Here is a 19,429-nt window from a genome sequence, read left to right on the forward strand (position 1 = left end):
CGCCGCGAAATCGCTCAGATGTCGCGGCGCCCTGGTCATTCATTCGCTGCCGCGATCAACCCTGGTCGATGGGAAGCGCCACGAAGCGGCTGCCGTTCTCGGCTTCGATCTGGAAGAGTGCCTTGCTGCGGCCGTCCTTCTTGGCAAGGTTGATCACCTTGAGGATATCGTCCGCCGACTTCACTTCCTGATTGTTGACGGAAACGATCTTCTCGCCTTGCTTCAGGCCACGATCGCTGGCATCCGAATCTTCGTCAACCGAGGCAATCGTCACGCCCTTGCCGTCGTCGGAAGGCACGACCGTCATGCCGAGGTCGGCCAAGGCCTGCTCGCTCGACGGCTGGGTCTCCTCGGACTGAGTGCCCTGATCCTTGGCCGCTTCCTTGTCCTCCTTCGGCAGCGTGCCGATCTCAAGCTTGACGCTCTCGGACTTGCCATTGCGCCACAGCGTGACATCGACCGTGGTGCCCGGGCGCATGCCTGCGACCCTGCGGGCGAGATCACGCGGATCCTTGATCGTGTCGCCGTTGAGTGCGGTGACGACGTCGCCCTTCTTGATGCCGGCCTTTTCGCCCGGCGAACCGGCCTGAGGCTCGACGACGAGCGCGCCGCTTGCCTCGGAGAGACCGAGCGATTCGGCGATATCCTTGCTCACCGGCTGGATCTGAACACCGAGCCAGCCGCGCGATACCGAGCCATCCTTGATGAGGTCGGCAACGACGTCCCTGGCGACGGATGCCGGAATGGCGAAGGCGATGCCGACATTGCCGCCCGACGGCGAGAAGATCGCGGTGTTGATGCCGACCACTTCGCCCGAGAGGTTGAAGGTCGGGCCGCCGGAGTTGCCGCGGTTCACGGCTGCGTCGACCTGCAGATAATCGTCATAGGGGCCGGAGCCGATGTCGCGGCCACGGGCCGAGATGATGCCGGAGGTCACGGTGCCGCCGAGACCGAACGGGTTGCCGACGGCAACGACCCAGTCGCCGACGCGCACCTTGTTGTCGTCAGCCCAGCTGACATAGGTGAACTTGCGCTTGTCATCGACCTTGAGCACGGCGAGGTCGGTGCGGCTGTCCTTGCCGATCAGCTTGGCGTCAAGCTCGGTGCCATCGTTGAGGATCACCGTAAACGCCGAACCGTCGGAAACGACGTGGTTGTTGGTGACGAGGTAGCCGTCTTCGGAGATGAAGAAGCCGGAGCCTTGCGAAGTCGGGCGCAGGCGGCCTTCGCCGTGCGGGCCACGACGGCCGGGGCCGCGTTCGGCGCGATCATCGCCGCGCGGGCCGCCGAATTCCTTGAAGAAGCGCTTCAGCGGGTGATCGTCGGGGAGCTCATCCAGACCGCGACCGCCAAAATCGAAGGTGAAGTCGCTGCCCTCGTCGGAAACGGGGTTGGCGCGCGACTGGACGCGGACGGAGACGACGGCCGGGGAAACGGCGTCGACGACATCGGCAAAGCTCGGCACCGAGGGCGCATCGACCTTGACGGCTTCGGCGAAGGATTGGGTGACCGTTGCCGGCAGACCGGAGGTCAGCATGACGGCCGCAAGACCCGCAACCGTCGAAGTCTTCAGGACAGTCTTGAGGGAGGGACGCAGGAATTTGGTCGTAAACATCCGTTTTGCCTTTTCTCTTCCTTGAAGCCGCTGGCAAGCAGCTTCGACATCGTGGTTTCGAGCACCGCCGCGGGGGTGGCGATCTCGCTATTGGCTGACTGGAGGAACAGCCGATGACGAAAGGTGTAACGGATGGGACCTTACTGAGTTCTGTCCGGAAGATGAATTTTTGGTAATGTTGGCGAAGGTTGCCGGAAACGACGCGTTGCGCCTACAGCGCCCTGCGTCTTTTCAGACGCATAAAGGTCGCTGTAGCACTTTGAATTGCTGCATGTTTTCTCCTTGAATCGGCTACGATTTAAGGAAACATGCAGTAGATTCTAGGGCTGAAGCAGCTTCTTCAGCTTTTCCTTCTCGTCGTCGGAAAGCGGCGTGCCGCGGGATTGTCGACCGCGCCTGAGTGCCGCCACCAGCAGGGTCACGGCGCCGATGAGCAGAAGCAGGACCGGCATGCCCCAGAGGATCATGGTCTTGGTTTCGAACCGCGGCTTCAGCAGCACGAACTCGCCGTAGCGGGAGACAACATAGTCGATCACCGCTTCGTCGCTGTCTCCATTTGCCAGCCGCTCGCGCACCAGAACCCTGAGATCCTTGGCAAGCTCGGCGTTGGAATCGTCGATCGACTGGTTCTGGCAGACCATGCAGCGAAGCTCGGCCGAGATCGCCCGCGCCCGCGCTTCAAGTGCGGGGTCGGGCAAGACCTCATCCGGATTGACCGCGAAGCTCGGGCCGAGCGACGCCAGAAACAGAAAAAAGGCAAGCAGCAAACGGTTCATTCGGCCGCCCCCACCGCGATCGTCTTCGGCCGCTTGGCGCGTGTCGGCGCGCCGACACGCAGGCGACGATCGCTGAGCGAGACGAAACCACCCGCCATCATGAACAGCGTTCCGCCCCAGATGCACAGGATCATCGGTTTCCACCAGATGCGCACGACGATGCCACCCTCGCTGATCTGGTCACCAAGAGAGACATAGAGCTGGCTCAGGCCGAACGTGCGGATGCCGGCTTCCGTCGTCGGCATGCGCCGGGCCTGGTACAGCCGCTTCGACGACCAGATGTCGGTGACGACGACGCCACCGCTGCTGATGGTGAAATGCCCGGATTCCTCGGAGTAATTCGGGCCACTGCCATTGCGCATGCCATCGAAGCGCAGGGTATAGCCTCCGGCGTCCACCGTCATGCCCGGTTTCATCTCGACGACGGTCTCGGTCTCGAAAGCGGTGACGGCGACGATGCCGATCAGCGTGATGCCAAGACCGATATGCGCAAGGGCAGTGCCGAAGGCCGAGCGCGGCAGGCCGGAGAACCGCCTCCAGGCGACGTTGCCCGCAACCTTGCCGAGCCCCGACCGTAGCGCCAGATCGGTCAGCGAGCCGGCGATCAGATAGACGCCCAACGCAATGCCGAACAAAGCGAGGATGGGCCCGCCGTTCATCGCATAATAATAGCCGCTGCCGACGACGAGACCGACGGCAACCGCCGCAAACAGCCGCTGGGCGACACCGATGAGATCGCCGCGCTTCCACGCAAGCAGCGGACCGAACGGCACCGCGAACAGAAGCGGCAGCATCAACAGCCCGAAGGTCATGTTGAAGAAGGGCGGCCCGACCGAAATCTTGTCGCCGGTCAGCGCTTCGAGCACCAGCGGATAGAGCGTGCCCGTCAGCACGGTTGCGGTCGCCGTCGTCAGGATGAGGTTGTTGAAGACGAGAGCGCCTTCCCTCGAAATCGGCGCGAAGATGCCGCCGGCCTTTAGCCGCGACGCGCGGAAGGCAAACAGCGAAAAGGCGCCGCCGATGAAAAAGACCAGGATGGCAAGGATGAAGATGCCGCGGGTCGGGTCGGTGGCGAAGGCGTGAACCGAGGTCAGCACGCCGGAGCGGACGAGGAAGGTGCCGAGCAGCGACAGCGAAAAGGTCATGATCGCGAGCAGCACGGTCCAGATCTTCAGCGCCTCGCGCTTCTCCATCACCAGGGCGGAGTGCAGCAGCGCAGTGCCGGCAAGCCAAGGCATGAAGGAGGCATTTTCGACCGGATCCCAGAACCACCAGCCACCCCAGCCAAGCTCGTAGTAGGCCCAGTAGGAGCCCATGGAGATGCCGGCGGTGAGGAATGTCCAGGCGGCAAGGGTCCAGGGGCGCACCCAGCGCGCCCAGGCCGCGTCAATGCGACCTTCTATCAGGGCAGCGATGGCGAAGGAGAAGCACACGGAAAAGCCGACATAGCCCAGATAGAGCAAGGGCGGATGGATGGCGAGACCGACGTCCTGCAGGATCGGGTTCAAGTCTTTGCCCTCGCCCGGCGCCGGGATCAGGCGGGCGAAAGGGTTGGAGGTCAGGAGGATGAACAGCGTGAACGCGAACGCAATCCAGGCCTGGACGGCGAGCACGTTCGCCTTCAGCGTTTCCGGCAGATTGCGGCCGAAGGTGGCGACCAGCGCCGAAAAGAACACCAGGATCAAGAGCCAGAGCAGCATCGATCCTTCATGGTTCCCCCAGACGCCGGAGATCTTGTAGATCAGCGGCTTCAGCGAATGCGAATTTTCCCAGACGTTGCGGACCGAGAAATCCGACGTCACGTAGGCGAAGGTCAGAACCGCGAAGGCGAAGGCGACGAGCAGGAAGCAGGCAACCGCTGCGCTGGAGGCGAGTTCCATCAGGGCGCGATCGTTGCGCCTGGCGCCGAGGATCGGCAAGGCGGCCTGCACGAAGGCAGTCGCCAGCGCCAGAACCAGCGCATAATGTCCAAGTTCGATGATCATCGAACGGTTTCCTTCCCGCTGAGTTCGACACCCTGCGCCTTCAAGCGGTCGGCGACATCCTTGGGCATATAGGTCTCATCATGCTTGGCGAGCACGGAATCCGCAACGAAGACGGAGCTGCCGGCAACGAAAGTGCCCTCGGTGACAACGCCCTGCCCCTCGCGGAACAGGTCCGGCAGGATGCCGGTATAGGTCACAGGCACTTGGCCCAGCGTATCGGTGACGGTGAAGGTCACCGTCTTGCCGTCGCCGCGCTTGACCGAGCCGGCCTCGACCAGGCCGCCAAGACGGATGCGCGTTCCCGGCGGCACGTCGGCCTTGGCGAGATCGCTCGGCACGTAGAAATAGGCGATCGCCTGGCTGAAGGCGAACATCACCAGGAGAACGGCAAGCGTCAGAAAGCCGACGCCCCCGCCGATGATCGCCAGTCGCTTCTGTTTGCGCGTCATTGCGTCTCTCCGTCGGTCTCAATCCCGAGTTCACGGGCGAGCGCAAGCAGCTGTTTTCCCTGTTCGCCGTCCGCCGGGAAGGTTTTCTGACTTTCCTTTAGGGCGGCGGCCGCCTGATCTCTTTGATCAAGCACAACATGCGAACGGATCAACCGCGCCCAGCCTTCGGCATTGGCAGGATCTTCCTTGAGACGCCTCGCCAGGCTTTCGACCATGCCGCGGATCATCTCCTCGCGGTCGCCGGCGCTCATGTCCTGCGCCGCGGCGATATCGTCCGCGCTCGGATTTCCCGGTGCAGCACCCGCAGCATTTCCGGCAGCGCCACCCGAGAGCTCGGCCACATGCTGTTTGACCAGCGGCACCCACGGCGCATCCGCCGGGGAACCGGCGATGAGCCGGTTGAAGGCTGCCAGCGCCTCGTCCTTCTTGCCTTCCTGCTTCAGGCCGAGGGCAAGATAGAATTCGGAACGCGGATCGTTCGGGTCGATGGCGAGGGATCGGCGCAGCGCCGACTGCGCCTCGGTGGTCACCAGTCCGCCCGACAGCGTAATCAGCGCTTCGGCATAGCCACCCAGCCGTGCCGGCGTCGGGCCCAGCAGGCGCACAGCGCTGTCATAGGCGGTGACCGCTTCTTCGACGCGACCGTTGCGCATGTAGATCGGCGCCAGCACCTCCCAGCCGGCACCATCGTTCGGGTTCTGCGCCAGGTGGTTTTCGGCCCGCGCAATCAGAATGTTGATATCGGCGCCGGGATCGGCAAGGCGTGCCGCCAGCGGCTGCGCCGGAACACCCGGGCTGCCTGTGAACAGGTAAAGACAGAGCCCGATGGCGGGAAGACAGAGCAGCACGAAGGCCTGCGCCAGGATGTTGAAGCCGCGGCGCGTCGTTGCGACCGGTTCCGCGGTACGATCGATCTCGCCGGCCGCAAGCAATCGGCGGGCGACCTCGGCGCGGGCGAGCTCGGCATCGTCGCCGCTGATCAGACCGCTCTCCTGATCGCGCGTCAGCTCGTCGAGCTGGTCGCGATAGACTTCGATATCATGACTATGCGGAGACGATGCGGGCGCTGCCGCCCGCAACAGCGGGAGGATGAGCACGGCAGCCACAGCCGCCGTCAGGGTCGCGACGAGGATCCAGAACAACATGGATGCTCAATACTATGGCACCCATGCCATTCCAACTCGAAAACCTGCAATGACAGAGATTTGAGGCGTTTCGCCGCAACCGGAAATCCGGTCAGCTCAGCGGTGTCCAGCTACCGTCGGAATTCCGGCAGGCAGCACCGCGCGCCGTGGTCGGCTGTCCCTTGACGGTCACGGTGTGGCTGTACTGGCGGCAGTTCTGCGAACCGACCTGATAGGGTGCGGCGGCGACGACCGAACCGGTGACGCTGCGCCCCTGCCAGTTGACCGGCTGACCGCCCGGAGCGGCCTCCAGCGCACGGTACTCGGCCTCGAGCGCACGCTGGCGGTCCGACGTTCCGATATCGAGATTGCTGAGCCGACCGATAACACCACCCTGAAGCGCCGCGATGTAAGTCGTCGAAGACACGCTGCGGGTCGCGGTTGCGCCCAGCCCCGCCGCCGCGGTCTGCCCGCCCGAGGTGGTGCTGCAGCCGGCAAGAGCCACCGCCGACGCGATCACCGCGATCCTGCCGCTGACGACAATCGTTCGTGTCATTTCTGCCTGGTTCCTCATGATCCGCGACATGTACTCTCTACTGCGGGGCTCCGACTGCGCCGACTGGCCGGGCCGAGCGGAGACTTCCCTTTGATTTTCTTTTGGCATTCCCTGTTGACAGAGGCAACCGGAAGGGCCGTCGGCGCGATACTTTCGCGCGCCACTGTGACACCTAAACCGCAGCCGGCAGCACGAGCTCGGCGCGCAGTCCGCCCTCATCGCGGCGCGACAGCGTCAGAGTGCCCTGATATTCCCGTACTATTTCACTGACGATCGAAAGACCGAGGCCCGTTCCCGGCTTGCTCTCATCCAATCGCTTGCCGCGCTTCATCGCCAGCGCGATCTGATCGGGGTCGAGGCCCGCTCCGTCATCGTCCACGTCGAGCACGATCCATTGCCGCCCGGTTTCCTTGGCATGCTCTTCGTTCGTGGCCGGACGAACATTCAGCCAGACCTCGCCCTTGGCGTGGCGGGCAGCGTTTTCGAGCAGGTTGCCGACGGTTTCCTCGACATCCTGCAGTTCCATCGCAAGCACCAGACCCGGCGGGTTGATCGACAGATGAACCTCTTTTTCCGGATTGAGCTTTCGCATCACGCGCACCAGCCGCTCCAGCGCCGGCTGCGCTTCCGTGCGGGCGAGAACGGACTCGCGCTGGGCAGCGATCCGCGCGCGGCTGAGATAAGATTGGACCTGCATCTGCATCGCATCGACCTGGGTTCTTACGAGTTCGCCATGTGACGCCTCAAGCACGCGGGCCTCGTTGAGGAGGACCGCGATCGGCGTTTTCAACGAGTGTGCGAGATTGCCGACCTGCATGCGGGCGCGCTCGACGATGCGGCGGTTGCTGTCGATCAGCGCATTCACTTCGTTTGCCAGCGGCTGGATCTCGCGTGGAAAGGCACCGTCGAGCCTTTCGCTTTCGCCGGCCCGGATCTTCTCCAGCGAGCGGCGAACCTGATCGAGGGGCCTCAGACCGAAGAGAATGGTCAGAGCGTTCATGCCGAGCCCGCCGAGGCCGAAGATGGAAAGCGCGATCGTCAGATTGCGGGTGAAACGGTTGACGTCCGCCTCCAGCACGTCACGATTGCCGGCAACGCGGAAACGCGCGGTGTGGCCCTGAATATCGAGAACGACTTCGGTCTCGGCCACTTCGACCTCGTTCCCGAAGGGGTCCTTGGTGGTGTAGAAGCGGACATAGCCGGTATCGAAGGGCACTTCGTCAACGCTCGCGATCGGCAGCTTCGCGTTGCCGAGCGAGGTCGAGATCAGTGGCGGCGTGTCAAACTCGCCGATCGGATCGACGATCCAGTACCAGCCGGTCTGCGGCTGGGAAAAGCGCAGGTCGCCGAGCTGGGGACTGCCGGCCAGCACCGTCTTCTCATTGACCGAAATCGAATTGACGACGTTGAAAAGCTGGGCGCGCAGGAGGTCCTTGAAGCCACGCTCCGAGCCCTGCCGATAGAGAGCCGAAATGACCACCCCGATCACCACCAGGGCGACGACGGCCCAGACGGTCGAAACCGCCAATACCCGGGCCGTGAGAGATCTAATTGCCATTGCCGGGTGCTTGCATGCGGTATCCCAGGCCCCGCACCGTCTCGATCAGGTCGTTGCCGATCTTCTTGCGCAGCCGACCGACGAAGACTTCGATCGTGTTGGAATCGCGATCGAAGTCCTGGTCGTACATATGCTCGACCAGTTCCGTCCGGGACACGACCTGGCCCATGTGGTGCATGAGGTAGGAGAGCAGGCGGAACTCGTGTGACGTCAGCTTCAGCGCCGTCCCGTCGACGGTTGCCTTCGATCCCTTGGTGTCGAGCCGCACCGGGCCGCAGACGATTTCCGAGCTTGCATGGCCCGCCGCCCGGCGGATCAGCGCGCGGATGCGGGCAAGCACTTCCTCGACGTGGAACGGCTTGGCGACATAATCGTCGGCGCCGGCATCGATGCCGGCCACCTTGTCGCTCCAGCGATCGCGCGCCGTCAGGATCAGGACCGGCATGGTCTTGCCACCGCCGCGCCACTTTTCCAGAACGGTGATGCCGTCCATCTCGGGCAGGCCGATGTCGAGGATCACCGCGTCATAGGGCTCGGCGTCGCCGAGATAGTGCCCCTCTTCGCCGTCATAGGCCTGATCGACGACGTAGCCAGCCTCCTTCAGCACTTCGGCGAGCTGCCGGTTCAGGTTGACGTCGTCCTCGACTATCAGAATGCGCATTCGTAACCACTTCCCCTCTTTCGCAGCGTCTTCACGAGCGAATTACATCGGCACCCTTACGGTCACCTTCTTCGGTCGCCCGCCGTTGCCCGGCACGAGCACCGTGATCACGCACTGGCCATCGGAGGTCGGTTGTGCCGACAGCAGTTCGCCGCCGGTTTCCGAAACGACTTGCTGGGCAGCGGCGCTGCAATCGCCGGCCACACGGACGACAGGGTCCGACGGTACGCTGATCTCAGGCGGAGCAAATCCCGCAAGGCCTGCGGCAAGCGCGGCTATGATCACTGGTGAAGACATGAACGCACTTTCAACTTGGGAAGCATCATGGAAAAAGCAATAACCGATAGAGGCTGAATGGCAAATGAATGTCGGCCGCCCAGCCCTGCGAACAGCAATCAGTGAAGGCGCACATTCACTGTGACCCGACCGCAGATTGCAACGATTCCCTCGACGGCGAAACCCAACAGCAGAAAACCATCTCCTGGCAAGCGCCCGTGCTGAGCGCTGAACCGCGGCAAGCGGAAGCAACGCACATCAAGAAAGCGCGCCGATGTTAGCGGCTATCCATGTCGGTTGTTTTGTCGGTTGTTTTCAACGTCGATCACCAAAAGGCAATCGACCTGGGCTGCGTTGCTTTCGCACGAGCAGCCATTTGTTAAGCCCTTTTTGCTATCGTCCGGTAATCGGTCGAGGCCCTGATTGGCGCAGGCTCCGTCGGCCGTCTTGCGGCAGGACTTGAAGTGGGCTCGAATATCCGAGTCCTTTGAATCCCTTGGCCGCACATCTTCCAAAGTTGAGTCCGGATCTTGCGGGGTTGAGTGGGCACGCTCGGACGAAGAGTCCGATCCGCCATCTAACCACCTGCATTGTTTGGTGCTGCCGCGACCGCTCCAGGAATTCCGGCCGCTTCGAGGGGCCACCTTTGTCTCATCTGACATCCTTACCGCGATCATCGGAACGCCACGCCCGAGAGAACTTGCTCCCTTGCCGGCAGCAATAGCGGTCACTCGCCAGCGCCGCTTGGCCAAAAGAGCGCTTTCCCGACTCACATGGCGTCGAAATTAGCCCGCGGCTCGAAGCCGCTCGAATGCAGCTGTGGATCACCTGAAAATTAATCGATTTAAATATTTTTCAATCGTTTAGATGATTTAAGTCACTGATTTACAAAGCGTTTACGATGTGAAATTGTCCGCCCATCAACTTGTCAGAAATTTGCAACAGGCCCGGGAGGATCGGATGCAGACGCTCGTAAACAACCAGCCAGCATCTCAGCAGTCCAAGGTACCGCAGTCGCTGCTGGACCGTTTCGAAAGCGAATGGCGCGAAATGCGCACTGCCAGTCAGACGACGCCGAAGCCCGTTCAGCCGGCCGAATAGGCCCGCGCTGGCGATAAGCGTAAGCTCGTCGACAATACTATGCCGATCGACCTTGAAGCCGCCCGCGGTCAATGCCGCGAGCGGCTTTCGTTTGTCTCCGCCCCGTGAAGCGCAGCCAGCCCTTACTTTCCGAGGGGCGTTCTCTTTCTCAGTGTGTCATCCGGCCGCATACTGCTGGCGGGCGAGACATTGCCTTCGCTAGCGCCCTCAGTGATTAGAAAGTCGCCGATTTTATCGCCGGGACGCCGTGTCGAACCGACCTTTTCGGCGCCGCCATGTGGCGAATTCGTGCCTTTTGGCCAATCGGAGAAACCGTGCTACTCTTTTTTCCATGCTATCCGACGAGATTGAAAAACTGGCGCTGAGCCTGCCGGGAACGGAAGAAAATGCCCATTTCGGCACGCGGGATTTCCGCGTGGGCAAGCGTATCTTCATGTCCCTGCCCGAGGCAGGACGTGCGGTCTTCAAGTTCACGCCGGACCAGCAGCGCATGCTGCTTGAGATGGAGCCGGGCGTCTGCGCCGCGGTGCCCGGCGGTTGGGGCGACAAGGGCTGGACCTCGCTCTATTTTGTCGAAGCCGACGAAGATCTCATCCGCCAATCGATGGAAACAGCCTGGCGCAACGTCGCCCCTAAGAGCCTGGTGAAGAAGAACGGCCATCACTGACGCGACCTGCGTCGCCGTCTCGAGGGCCGGCTGCAGGTTACCTTCTGCCCGCAGGCAATCGTCTCAGAGAATATAGTCGAAAAGCGTGACGGGCTTGTCGTGGTATTCCGTCTGCGCGAAGGGCCGCATTCCGAGCTTCTCGACGATCCGGATCGACGCCAGATTGGCCGGGCTGACGATAGCGGTCACGCGGCGTCCGGCGTGATGTTCCCGCGCCCAGCCGAATGCCGCTTGCGCCGCCTCGCTGGCATAGCCGCGTCCCTGCACGTCGGGCGCGATCGTCCAGCCGGTTTCCATCGTCCCGGTCAAGGCAGGAGAAATCTCGCGGCGCAGTTCCTGGAAGCCGACCTGCCCGACGAAACGCCCGGACCTTCTCTCTTCGATCACGAAATAGCCGAAACCGAAGAACTGCCAGCCGCCCTCCTGGCGCAAAAACCGCGTCCACATCTGCTCGCCGGAGAAGGGAGCCGGTGCGATATGACGCAGGATGTCGGGATCGGACCACATCTGCTGATAGGGTTCAAAATCCTCAAGCAGCGGTCTGCGGAGAATGAGGCGGTCGGTGCTGATCATCGGAATGCCTGAGAACGTGGAATACCGCCGATCTCTAGCCGCTCTTCGCGACGCCTGCAACGGCGCCGCCTTGCGAAACCGATTCCGCCAGAACGGCTAGCTCCCTGTTAACGTACGCTTTTCTCGCCAACTTCCAGCGGCCAGGTCACGAGGTAATCCTCGTAGTCCTCGATGTCGATGCCGTCTTCTGCAACGGTCCGGCCGCGCACGGAAATGCCGGCGGCGTGCACCGTCTCGGAATCGCCCGACAGCAGCGGATGCCACCAATAGAGGTCTCGGCCCTCCGCCACCAGCCGGTAGCCGCAGGTCGGCGGCAGCCAGGTAATCTCACGCACCGCATCCGGGGTCAGCTGAATGCAATCCGGCACCGTTGCCTGGCGGTTCGGATAGTCCTTGCACCGACAGCTCTCGCCGTCGAGCAGCGTACAGCGGATCGAGGTCCAGGCGATCTCTGCCGTCTCCCAATCCTCAAGCTTGTTGAGGCAACAGAGCCCGCAGCCGTCGCAGAGGCTTTCCCACTCCGCATCGTTCATGTCGTCAAGGCTCTTCGCCTTCCAGAAAGGCATTTCGCCCATCGCCATCACACTTTCGTCAAATCGGTCGCGCTACTGCGCCGCACGTCTTATCAGACGTGCAAGGGTCGCAGTAGCGATTTGAGTTCCTGCATGTTTCGTCCTTTAATCGGCGACGATCAAAGCAAACGTGCAGGAGAGAAATTTCGCAGAAAATTGCCGGTTTTTTAAGGCCACCGGCGCGATATGCAAGTAGAGTGAAATTTGGCGCCATGCAAATATCGCGCGGCGCCGGCATGATGCCAAAAGCCTTCAGGACGCTGAGACCGTGCGGGAACCGAGGAAAGACGATAACCGGCCGAAGAAACGGCACATCTTTCTGAGAATCGATTCCTGGATCGATTCGACAGTCTGGAATGCCGGGTTCAAACTCTCGCAATGGTGGGAAGACGCCACGATTTTCTTCCGCCGTTTCCGCGTCACCGGCTGGAAGAAGGCGGTCTTCGAGGTGCTCGGCGAGGGCATGACCTGGGGTACGGCCGCCGCGGTGCTGATGCTGGCGCTCGCTCTTCCGGCCTTCGAGGAAACCAAGGGCAACTGGCGGGCGCAGAGCGATTTCGCCGTCACCTTCCTTGACCGCTACGGCAATGAAATCGGCCATCGCGGCATCATTCACGAAGATTCCGTGCCGATCGACGAGTTGCCGGATCACCTGATCAAGGCTGTCCTTGCGACGGAAGACCGGCGCTTCTTCGACCATTACGGCATCGATTTTCTCGGGCTTGCCCGCGCGATGACCGAGAACGCGCGCGCCGGCGGCGTCGTCCAGGGTGGCTCGACGCTGACGCAGCAACTCGCCAAGAACCTGTTCCTGTCGAACGAGCGCACCATCGAGCGCAAGATCAAGGAAGCTTTTCTGGCCGTCTGGCTCGAATCCAACCTGTCGAAGAAAGAGATCCTGCGGCTCTACCTCGACCGCGCCTATATGGGCGGCGGCACGTTTGGCGCAGCGGCCGCCGCACAGTTCTATTTCGGCAAGGCGATCACCGACGTCAACCTGGCGGAATCCGCCATGCTCGCGGGCCTCTTCAAGGCGCCGGCGCGCTACGCCCCGCACGTCAACCTGCCGGCCGCCCGCGGCCGCGCCAACGAGGTGCTGACGAACCTGGTCCAGGGCGGGCTGATGACCGAAGGACAGGTGATCGCCGCGCGTCTCAACCCGGCGACGGTCATCGATCGCGCCCAGGTGAAGGCCCCCGACTTCTTCCTCGACTGGGCCTTCGACGAAGTGCAGCGCATCGCCCGACCGTTTGCCCAGCATTCGCTGATCGTGCGCACCACCATCGACATGGGGCTGCAGAACGCGGCCGAAGATTCGGTCGAGTCCAGCCTTCGGCAATATGGCGAGAGCTTCCATGTGAAGCAGGGCGCACTGGTCATGGTCGAAAACGGCGGCCCCGTCAGAGCGATGGTCGGTGGTCGCGACTATGGCGAGAGCCAGTTCAACCGCGCCACGCGGGCGCTGCGCCAGCCGGGGTCCTCCTTCAAGGTCTACACCTATGCGGCGGCCATGGAAAAAGGCATGACGCCGGAGACCGTCGTCGTCGATGCGCCGATCACCTGGCGTGGCTGGTCGCCGCAGAATTATGGCCGCAGCTACGCCGGCCGCATCACCATCCTGACGGCGATCGCCAAATCGATCAACACGATCCCTGTGCGTCTCGCCAAGGACAAGCTCGGCACGGAACTGATCGCGCAGACCGCCAAGAACATGGGCATCGAGACGCCGCTGCGCACCGACAAGACGATGCCGCTCGGCACCTCCGAGGTGACCGTGCTCGACCAGGCAACGGCCTATGCGGTTTTCCCGGCCGGCGGCGTACAATCGCGCCGCCACGGCATCAGCCAGATCCTGAATTACGACGGCGACATCCTCTACGACTTTTCCCGCGATGAGCCTCCGGCCAAGCGCATCCTTTCCGAGCAGGCCAACGCCTCGATGAACTCGATGCTGACGCAGATCCCCGTGATCGGCACCGCACGCAAGGCTGCACTCGACCACGGCATCGTCACCGGCGGCAAGACCGGCACCACCCAGGCCTATCGCGATGCCTGGTTCGTCGGCTTTACCGGCGACTACACGACGGCCGTCTGGTTCGGAAACGACGACTATACCTCGACCGACAATATGACCGGCGGTTCGCTGCCGGCAATGACCTTCAAGCGGCTGATGGATTATGCCGAACAGGGGATCGAGCACCGCCAGATTCCGGGGATAACCAACCCCGTGCCTGCCCCGAGCAAGCAGCCGCAGGTCGCCAATGCCAAGCCGGATGAAAATGCCCTGCCTCCATTGGTGCGGCCACGGTCGCTATCGGCAGACGTCACACGGCTCCTGCGTTCGGTGGGCGAAACTTTCGAACAGGCACCCGCTTTGAAGGCGCCGGACAAGAATGGCGGCAAAGTCGCCGTTCTCGGCGCTGCCGACGCCGGCTCCTCCCAACAGGTTCTCCCGAATGCCGCCAGAAATTGAACAGGCTCGAGACCGCGAATTGAAGGACCGGATCGATGCCGGCCGCGGGGCCAGCGCAATGATCGCCGTTGCGTCGCGCGCCCGTTTGGGCGAGACATGGGCTGCGCTGCGCCCTGCGCCGGTGCTTAACCGTATTCGATAGAGCCGCCCTTGTTCCGAATTCCCCTCCTCGTCGCCCTTACCCTTGCCATTGCCTTCGGCGGCGGCATCGCGTCGGCCGTCTGGGCGCTGAAGGCGACCGTCGGTTTCGGCTCGATCTCGATCGGCCCGTGGGTCGCTTTCCCCGAAGCGCAGACCGAGAATGCCGACCCCTATGCCAAGGCGCACCGCGCCCGCGCCGGCGAACTGCTCTACGGCGGCGCTGAAGGGCTGACGTTTACCGCGCAGACCGACGACAAGGGCGAAAAACTCTCCGCCGCTTGCTCCTACGATGTCTCCGGCCTCACACCGCAGGCTCGTTTCTGGACGCTTTACGCCGCAAACGCCGACGGCCTGCCGTTACGCCCCGGCTCGGACCTGCCCTCGGCGATCAACTCGTGGACAGTGCTGCGCGCCGAAGACAGTTCCTTCACCATCCATGCCTCGCCGATCGCCAAGCCGGACAACTGGCTTGCGTTGCGACACTCCGGGACGTTCCGGCTCGTGCTGACGCTGCTCGATACACCGACGGCAGGCTCCTCCGGCCTCATCGATCTCGCCATGCCGAAGGTGGTCAAGACGGGATGCGGCGATGCGTAGTGTTCTTTTCGCCACCATCCTCGGCCTGGTGGGCGCGGCGATGCTGCATATCATCATCGTTCTGGTGCTGCCGCAGTTTACCGGTCGCGACGCCTATACGCGCGTGCTCGGCCTTCTCGAGATGGACAGCTTCTTCTCTTTGACGAGCACCCCGGGGCCGACAGGGCTCAGCAATGACGATCCTTATCTGCGCACCGCTGTCTGCAGTTTTTCGATTGCAGACGGTCCGGCGCGTTTCCTCGCCAGAGGTGCCGTGCCTTTCTGGTCGCTTGCAGTTTTCGACAGCGCATCGAATGAAGTCTTCAGCATGAACGACCATACGGCCGTCAACGGCGGGCTGGACCTCGTGGTTGCGACGCCGATCCAGCTGGTGGAACTGCGCAAGACGCCGCCGGAAGCTCTGGCACAATCGATCATGGTGGAGATGAAGGAAGAGGATGGCTATGCGGTGCTGCGCGCCATGGCGCCGCTTGACAGCTTCGAGGATCAGGTCCGGAATTTCCTGGCGGAATCAAGCTGCGAGCCGTTCCGTCGTTAGTCACAAGGCGCTTGGCGCAGGATACCCACCCTTCAGCCTTGCCGTTCCTATCTAGATAGTGTGGAGAAGATAAACGCGACCGCACGGACGGAGCGTTGTTGGCACGAGCAAAGCCGTGCTCAGCCGGGCACACGCGGCCGGCACATGGCGGTGCCTACGGGTCTACTGCTTCTTGATCCGACGTCCGTCGGGCGCGGTTGGCTGCGGATCGCGGCCATCAAGACGCTCGTAGCGGATTCCGGTAAACAGAAGCACTTTAGCTCCGCCCGATATGGCCGGAGGCCTGCGTGGTGGCATTTGGACCTTGTGGTCCTGCATTCTGATCACGTCTGCCATGCTCGTCTCCATATCGGCTTGAGACGGATGAACTACCGTACAGATTTCACCCTGCCCGTTCGGGGCCAGCGCATTTTTCCAGGCAATGCCCGGACAGGCGCGCTTTTCTCATCTTCTCCTTCTTCCGGTCGCCCGGACGTTGCTGCTTGCTCAAGTGGTGCAGACCAATCATAGACGGTCCGCCTCGATTGAGCCATAGGCTGGTTAACAGATGGTTAACGCTGCATCTGCACCCTAACCTGTAGGCAGTATGTCCCCCGGAATTGCAAAACACTGTACCCGGGGTAACAGCTTCGGGCGGAACGGGGAAAGGCTAGCGCCTGGACAACAGGCCGAAGAGGAAGGAAACGCCGGCAACCGTCAAAAGCGTCGAAATCGGCTCTTCACGGACACGCTCTCGCACACGCTCCGTCATCAACTCCGCTTCGCTGTGAACAACCGCTTTGGCACCAGTCCCGATCGCCGCCACGCTGTCGGTCAGCCGGGCAATCTCGGCGCGCAACTCAGCAATCTGTGCTTCCAGCTCGACGCGAGCAGCCGATGCTTCCACTTCATTCTCTCCCGCATCACGCACCGCCTGCAGTTTCTTTTCTACCATTGCAACGCTCCTTCTCTTGCCCGGTTTCAACGCACCGCGACGGCAATGGTTCCGAACCTGGGCCGCGAAAATCCGAACGAATACGAAAACGGGCGACCCAAGGGCCGCCCGTCCGAAAGCTGGGGCGAATTGCTCGCCGCTCTTTATCTCACGCGCATTACTCTACGCAGGATGGATCCATCGCCTGGCATCGAATGAATGGGGCCGGGCGAACGCCGCCGCCGTAACCATCTTCGAAATCCTCGCGCACCCGTACGCCGTCTCGATCCCGGCGACGTTCCCAGTCGCGGCGGTCGTCGCCGCCTGCCTGATCGTCCCAGCGCTCGCCGTATCTCCGATCGCGCTCCCAATTCTGGCGATCGCGGTCCCGTTCCCAGTCCCGGCGATCGCGGTCGCGCTGGCGTTCCCAATCCCGGGGCCGGCGATTATCGTCGGCCCAATCCGGTCCACGGCGCCAGCGGTCGCGATCGCGATAGAAGTCTCGGCCACGATAGTTGCGATCCCAATAACGATCGAACTGGAAGACGACCGTCGGGATGCCCAGCGGACGATAATACTGCGGTTCGACAAAGACCCTGTTGCGGCGATAGTCCGCCTGCACATAGCGCCCCGCGACCCAGCCGCGGCCGCCATAGAAGGAAACGTCGCACCAGGGCAGATCGGCAAGGCAGCCGTGGATTTCAACGGATTCGCCGACCGGGATCATCGAGACTGCCGGATAGCGTGTGCTTGGACCGGACCGCATATTGACATTGGCGGTGGCAAATCCCTCTGCAGCCTCGGCAATTGCCGGTGCCAGGAAAAGCGCGCATATGGCCGCCGCGCGCAACACCATTTTCTTCACAGTAAGCATTCTCCCATCGGAAGGCCCCTCTTCACCAGGCCTTCTTACATCGGCGGGCGTCCGGAACCCTTCACCGTCACCGCGATCACTTAAAGCCGCTTGTGGATTTTTTAAGGCTGGATCGGCAGAGCGCACAGCAAGCCGGGCTTTGCGGCCGAAAGCGCACAAAATTATCGGCCGCTTGCGCGCCGCAAGCCTGAATAAAGCCCCAACGTCCATAGTTAACAGTACGCTAACGCTTTTCTTTTATTTTTAGTGACGTGTGCCGTTCCGGATCGCCGGCAATGGCGATCATGTTTTGCGTGCAAGGATTTATCGTGACGGATCGCTTTCGTGAGTTGGAAAGGCCTCAGACGGGCCGCTTGAAGGACGTCGTCCTGATGGCAACCGTCAGCGGTTTCGAAAGCCTGCGGATCCCTCGCAAGTCCGACATGAAGCAATTCGCCGAATTGTTCGAGCCATTGTTCCTCGGCTCCAGCAGCGAAGCGCGCCGTCAGGCCGCCGCCGCCCTGTCGCAGTGCCCGCATGTTCCAGAGCCGGTCGCAGCCTTGATCGGCAGCATGCCGATCTCGATCGCCGCCATTTTCCTGACCCGCTCGCAAGCCCTGTCGGACCGGACGCTTATCGGCATCATTCGCCAGCAGACCGCGGCTCATGCCAGTGCAATCGCCCGCCGTGCGGCCCTGTCGCCGTCCGTGATCGATGCCCTGGTCGAACACCACAACCCCGCCGGCCTTTCCGCCCGACCGGACGTGCGGCAACGACCGGTCACGGAACCTCCAGCTCCGGCCAAGCCGGATGCTGACGCCGAGGCAGCTCGAAACGCGCGCGAAGAAACCTTGCGTGCCGAGATCAAGGCACTTGCCCGCGCCGGCGCGCACGAGGCAGCTGCGGCTGCATCCACCATCATACCGATCACCGCCACGCTGAGCGCCCTCCTGGTGCGCTTTGCCCGCAGCGGCGAGATCATCCTGTTCTCGCGTGCACTGGCGACCGCACTCGATGCCGGCGGGCCCCTGGTCGAGCGCATCCTCCTCGACGTCTCCGGTCAGCAGCTGGCAACGAGCCTGATCGCCCTGTCGATGCCGACCGACGATCTCATCTTCGTGCTGCAATCGCTTTATCCACATCTCGCGGAATGCATCGGCGGCGCCAGCGGCGCAGAAGCCTTGACCGGTGCCATGGACCCGACGTCGAGCCGCGAACGGCTCGACGCATGGCTGCAATCGGAGGCGCGGGACGGCGCGCCCGCCGCGCGGCACCAGACCTATCTTGCGGACGACCATGCCAATGATGCGCGGCAACCGGCCATCCGCAAGGTCGCCAAGACTGCCGGCGGCGCCAAGTCGCAGCGCGTCTTCGGTCGCGGATAGGTCCCGGCAACGACTGAGCCTTGTCCGAGCAGAAGCGAAGACGTCTGACGGCGATGCCGGAGAGTCTGGAAGGTTCGCCGATTGAGTAGATCTGATCGTCCACGCGAGCGTCCAACGGCCTCCACCAGGTGGAGAGTCAAGCAGCTCTCACACATGGTTCAAGAGAGGTTTGCACCATCTTCCGCTACGACGTCGAACAGGTCGGAGTGATCATCCAACTCGATCTCGACGATCCAGCAATCCGGATCGAAACGGATCTCACTGGCGAGTGCGCCATCCACCTCGTCGCCATCGCGATCCTTCAGGCGGATCTCGAATTTGCGACCGGTGTCGGCGCCGTCATCGAAGAAGTTCTGCGGTGCCGGCGCAAAAAGCGTCTCGGTACCCATTCGCGTGCGGTGGCGGATGAAGATCGCGCCGGCGTCCTCCGCTCCCTTGCGCAAGACAGCTGCGTAACCACCGAGCGCGAAGGCCCGGCGCAACAATGCGGAAACGAAGATGTGAGACTTGAGACGCATGGAGAGCCTGTATACGGGCAGAGCCGGGCTTGCAAATCTGCTGCCGTGGTAAAGAACACGTTCTGGTTTTCGCGGTGGTCGCTGCCGGCATTGCGCAG

General features: G+C 62.5%; 21 protein-coding genes. 6 read left to right on the forward strand and 15 right to left on the reverse strand.

Annotated features, from left to right (window positions below; translation table 11 throughout):
- Positions 1 to 55 precede the first annotated feature (55 nt).
- The 9 genes from BC360_RS11750 to BC360_RS11790 form a co-directional block, all read right to left on the reverse strand.
- Positions 56 to 1,615 carry a Do family serine endopeptidase gene (locus tag BC360_RS11750; protein ID WP_065782170.1) on the reverse strand — a complete coding sequence of 520 codons (1,560 nt, stop codon included), beginning with the start codon at positions 1,613 to 1,615 and terminating at the stop codon, positions 56 to 58.
- Positions 1,616 to 1,935: 320 nt separating this feature from the next.
- Positions 1,936 to 2,391, reverse strand: coding sequence for a cytochrome c-type biogenesis protein CcmH (locus BC360_RS11755; protein WP_065795308.1), 456 nt, complete (start codon positions 2,389 to 2,391; stop codon positions 1,936 to 1,938).
- Entirely contained in the window at positions 2,388 to 4,376 is a 1,989-nt protein-coding gene (locus BC360_RS11760; RefSeq protein WP_065795310.1) for a heme lyase CcmF/NrfE family subunit, read from the reverse strand. Before BC360_RS11760 ends, BC360_RS11755 begins: the two co-directional genes overlap by 4 nt.
- Positions 4,373 to 4,825, reverse strand: a complete 453-nt coding sequence (gene ccmE / locus BC360_RS11765) for a cytochrome c maturation protein CcmE (RefSeq protein WP_065782179.1) — start codon at positions 4,823 to 4,825, stop codon at positions 4,373 to 4,375. The genes BC360_RS11760 and ccmE overlap by 4 nt, the downstream gene beginning before the upstream one ends.
- Entirely contained in the window at positions 4,822 to 5,970 is a 1,149-nt protein-coding gene (gene ccmI, locus BC360_RS11770; protein WP_065795311.1) for a c-type cytochrome biogenesis protein CcmI, read from the reverse strand. The genes ccmE and ccmI overlap by 4 nt, the downstream gene beginning before the upstream one ends.
- 91 nt (positions 5,971 to 6,061) lie before the next feature.
- A complete protein-coding gene (locus tag BC360_RS11775; RefSeq protein ID WP_053246833.1) occupies positions 6,062 to 6,505 on the reverse strand; it encodes a hypothetical protein in 444 nt (147 codons plus the stop codon).
- Positions 6,506 to 6,677: 172 nt separating this feature from the next.
- Entirely contained in the window at positions 6,678 to 8,063 is a 1,386-nt protein-coding gene (locus BC360_RS11780; RefSeq protein ID WP_065795313.1) for a sensor histidine kinase, read from the reverse strand.
- Complete coding sequence (gene feuP / locus BC360_RS11785; RefSeq protein WP_053246831.1) at positions 8,053 to 8,724, reverse strand: two-component system response regulator FeuP; 672 nt, start codon at positions 8,722 to 8,724, stop codon at positions 8,053 to 8,055. Before feuP ends, BC360_RS11780 begins: the two co-directional genes overlap by 11 nt.
- 42 nt (positions 8,725 to 8,766) lie before the next feature.
- Entirely contained in the window at positions 8,767 to 9,021 is a 255-nt protein-coding gene (locus BC360_RS11790; protein WP_065782184.1) for a hypothetical protein, read from the reverse strand.
- Positions 9,022 to 9,960: 939 nt separating this feature from the next.
- On the opposite strand from BC360_RS11790, the gene BC360_RS32370 reads away from it, so the two are divergent.
- Both BC360_RS32370 and BC360_RS11800 read left to right on the forward strand, forming a co-directional pair.
- Entirely contained in the window at positions 9,961 to 10,101 is a 141-nt protein-coding gene (locus BC360_RS32370; RefSeq protein WP_167590826.1) for a hypothetical protein, read from the forward strand.
- Between the two features lie 331 nt (positions 10,102 to 10,432).
- Positions 10,433 to 10,768, forward strand: a complete 336-nt coding sequence (locus BC360_RS11800; RefSeq protein WP_065782187.1) for an MmcQ/YjbR family DNA-binding protein — start codon at positions 10,433 to 10,435, stop codon at positions 10,766 to 10,768.
- A gap of 63 nt (positions 10,769 to 10,831) precedes the next feature.
- Here BC360_RS11800 and BC360_RS11805 read toward each other — a convergent pair whose 3' ends face one another.
- On the reverse strand, positions 10,832 to 11,341 hold the full coding sequence (locus BC360_RS11805; RefSeq protein WP_065795315.1) for a GNAT family N-acetyltransferase: 510 nt from the start codon (positions 11,339 to 11,341) through the stop codon (positions 10,832 to 10,834).
- A gap of 107 nt (positions 11,342 to 11,448) precedes the next feature.
- Positions 11,449 to 11,916 carry a YcgN family cysteine cluster protein gene (locus BC360_RS11810; protein WP_065782411.1) on the reverse strand — a complete coding sequence of 156 codons (468 nt, stop codon included), beginning with the start codon at positions 11,914 to 11,916 and terminating at the stop codon, positions 11,449 to 11,451.
- A 265-nt stretch (positions 11,917 to 12,181) separates the two neighbouring features.
- Here BC360_RS11810 and BC360_RS11815 point away from each other — a divergent pair, with 265 nt between their 5' ends.
- The 3 genes from BC360_RS11815 to BC360_RS11825 all read left to right on the forward strand — a co-directional run bounded on the left by BC360_RS11815 (position 12,182) and on the right by BC360_RS11825 (position 15,662).
- Positions 12,182 to 14,386, forward strand: a complete 2,205-nt coding sequence (locus BC360_RS11815; RefSeq protein ID WP_083222521.1) for a transglycosylase domain-containing protein — start codon at positions 12,182 to 12,184, stop codon at positions 14,384 to 14,386.
- 150 nt (positions 14,387 to 14,536) lie between these two features.
- Positions 14,537 to 15,124, forward strand: coding sequence for a DUF1214 domain-containing protein (locus BC360_RS11820; protein ID WP_065782195.1), 588 nt, complete (start codon positions 14,537 to 14,539; stop codon positions 15,122 to 15,124).
- A complete protein-coding gene (locus tag BC360_RS11825; RefSeq protein ID WP_065795318.1) occupies positions 15,117 to 15,662 on the forward strand; it encodes a DUF1254 domain-containing protein in 546 nt (181 codons plus the stop codon). Before BC360_RS11820 ends, BC360_RS11825 begins: the two co-directional genes overlap by 8 nt.
- A gap of 162 nt (positions 15,663 to 15,824) precedes the next feature.
- On the opposite strand, the gene BC360_RS11830 is transcribed toward BC360_RS11825, so the two are convergent.
- From BC360_RS11830 to BC360_RS11840, 3 genes are all read right to left on the reverse strand, one after another.
- Positions 15,825 to 15,998 (reverse strand): hypothetical protein, encoded by a 174-nt coding sequence (locus tag BC360_RS11830; RefSeq protein ID WP_164474925.1) that lies wholly within the window; start codon positions 15,996 to 15,998, stop codon positions 15,825 to 15,827.
- 313 nt (positions 15,999 to 16,311) lie between these two features.
- Positions 16,312 to 16,596: a hypothetical protein gene (locus BC360_RS11835; RefSeq protein WP_065795321.1), complete on the reverse strand. Its 285-nt coding sequence runs from the start codon at positions 16,594 to 16,596 to the stop codon at positions 16,312 to 16,314.
- A 157-nt stretch (positions 16,597 to 16,753) separates the two neighbouring features.
- Positions 16,754 to 17,440 (reverse strand): SH3 domain-containing protein, encoded by a 687-nt coding sequence (locus tag BC360_RS11840; RefSeq protein WP_083222522.1) that lies wholly within the window; start codon positions 17,438 to 17,440, stop codon positions 16,754 to 16,756.
- Positions 17,441 to 17,733: 293 nt separating this feature from the next.
- Here BC360_RS11840 and BC360_RS11845 point away from each other — a divergent pair, with 293 nt between their 5' ends.
- Positions 17,734 to 18,813, forward strand: a complete 1,080-nt coding sequence (locus BC360_RS11845) for a DUF2336 domain-containing protein (protein WP_065795577.1) — start codon at positions 17,734 to 17,736, stop codon at positions 18,811 to 18,813.
- A gap of 158 nt (positions 18,814 to 18,971) precedes the next feature.
- Here BC360_RS11845 and BC360_RS11850 read toward each other — a convergent pair whose 3' ends face one another.
- The gene (locus BC360_RS11850; RefSeq protein WP_065782200.1) at positions 18,972 to 19,331 is read right to left on the reverse strand and encodes a DUF1491 family protein; all 360 of its coding nucleotides are present in this window, start codon (positions 19,329 to 19,331) and stop codon (positions 18,972 to 18,974) included.
- Positions 19,332 to 19,429: the final 98 nt, after the last annotated feature.

Origin of the sequence: Ensifer sp. LC163 (assembly GCF_001695855.1) — a bacterium.
Classification (GTDB): domain Bacteria; phylum Pseudomonadota; class Alphaproteobacteria; order Rhizobiales; family Rhizobiaceae; genus Ensifer.

What these genes read in the sequence shown, in the direction of transcription:
- ccmE (WP_065782179.1), bottom strand. Translation starts at nt 4,825, where the DNA reads ATGACGCGCAAACAGAAGCGACTGGCGATCATCGGCGGGGGCGTCGGC.
- ccmI (WP_065795311.1), bottom strand. Translation starts at nt 5,970, where the DNA reads ATGTTGTTCTGGATCCTCGTCGCGACCCTGACGGCGGCTGTGGCTGCC.
- BC360_RS11825 (WP_065795318.1), top strand. Translation starts at nt 15,117, where the DNA reads ATGCGTAGTGTTCTTTTCGCCACCATCCTCGGCCTGGTGGGCGCGGCG.
- BC360_RS11805 (WP_065795315.1), bottom strand. Translation starts at nt 11,341, where the DNA reads ATGATCAGCACCGACCGCCTCATTCTCCGCAGACCGCTGCTTGAGGAT.
- BC360_RS11760 (WP_065795310.1), bottom strand. Translation starts at nt 4,376, where the DNA reads ATGATCATCGAACTTGGACATTATGCGCTGGTTCTGGCGCTGGCGACT.
- BC360_RS11755 (WP_065795308.1), bottom strand. Translation starts at nt 2,391, where the DNA reads ATGAACCGTTTGCTGCTTGCCTTTTTTCTGTTTCTGGCGTCGCTCGGC.
- BC360_RS11750 (WP_065782170.1), bottom strand. Translation starts at nt 1,615, where the DNA reads ATGTTTACGACCAAATTCCTGCGTCCCTCCCTCAAGACTGTCCTGAAG.
- BC360_RS11850 (WP_065782200.1), bottom strand. Translation starts at nt 19,331, where the DNA reads ATGCGTCTCAAGTCTCACATCTTCGTTTCCGCATTGTTGCGCCGGGCC.
- BC360_RS11830 (WP_164474925.1), bottom strand. Translation starts at nt 15,998, where the DNA reads ATGGCAGACGTGATCAGAATGCAGGACCACAAGGTCCAAATGCCACCA.
- BC360_RS11780 (WP_065795313.1), bottom strand. Translation starts at nt 8,063, where the DNA reads ATGGCAATTAGATCTCTCACGGCCCGGGTATTGGCGGTTTCGACCGTC.
- feuP (WP_053246831.1), bottom strand. Translation starts at nt 8,724, where the DNA reads ATGCGCATTCTGATAGTCGAGGACGACGTCAACCTGAACCGGCAGCTC.
- BC360_RS11790 (WP_065782184.1), bottom strand. Translation starts at nt 9,021, where the DNA reads ATGTCTTCACCAGTGATCATAGCCGCGCTTGCCGCAGGCCTTGCGGGA.
- BC360_RS11835 (WP_065795321.1), bottom strand. Translation starts at nt 16,596, where the DNA reads ATGGTAGAAAAGAAACTGCAGGCGGTGCGTGATGCGGGAGAGAATGAA.
- BC360_RS11800 (WP_065782187.1), top strand. Translation starts at nt 10,433, where the DNA reads ATGCTATCCGACGAGATTGAAAAACTGGCGCTGAGCCTGCCGGGAACG.
- BC360_RS32370 (WP_167590826.1), top strand. Translation starts at nt 9,961, where the DNA reads ATGCAGACGCTCGTAAACAACCAGCCAGCATCTCAGCAGTCCAAGGTA.
- BC360_RS11775 (WP_053246833.1), bottom strand. Translation starts at nt 6,505, where the DNA reads ATGACACGAACGATTGTCGTCAGCGGCAGGATCGCGGTGATCGCGTCG.
- BC360_RS11810 (WP_065782411.1), bottom strand. Translation starts at nt 11,916, where the DNA reads ATGGGCGAAATGCCTTTCTGGAAGGCGAAGAGCCTTGACGACATGAAC.
- BC360_RS11845 (WP_065795577.1), top strand. Translation starts at nt 17,734, where the DNA reads ATGTTTTGCGTGCAAGGATTTATCGTGACGGATCGCTTTCGTGAGTTG.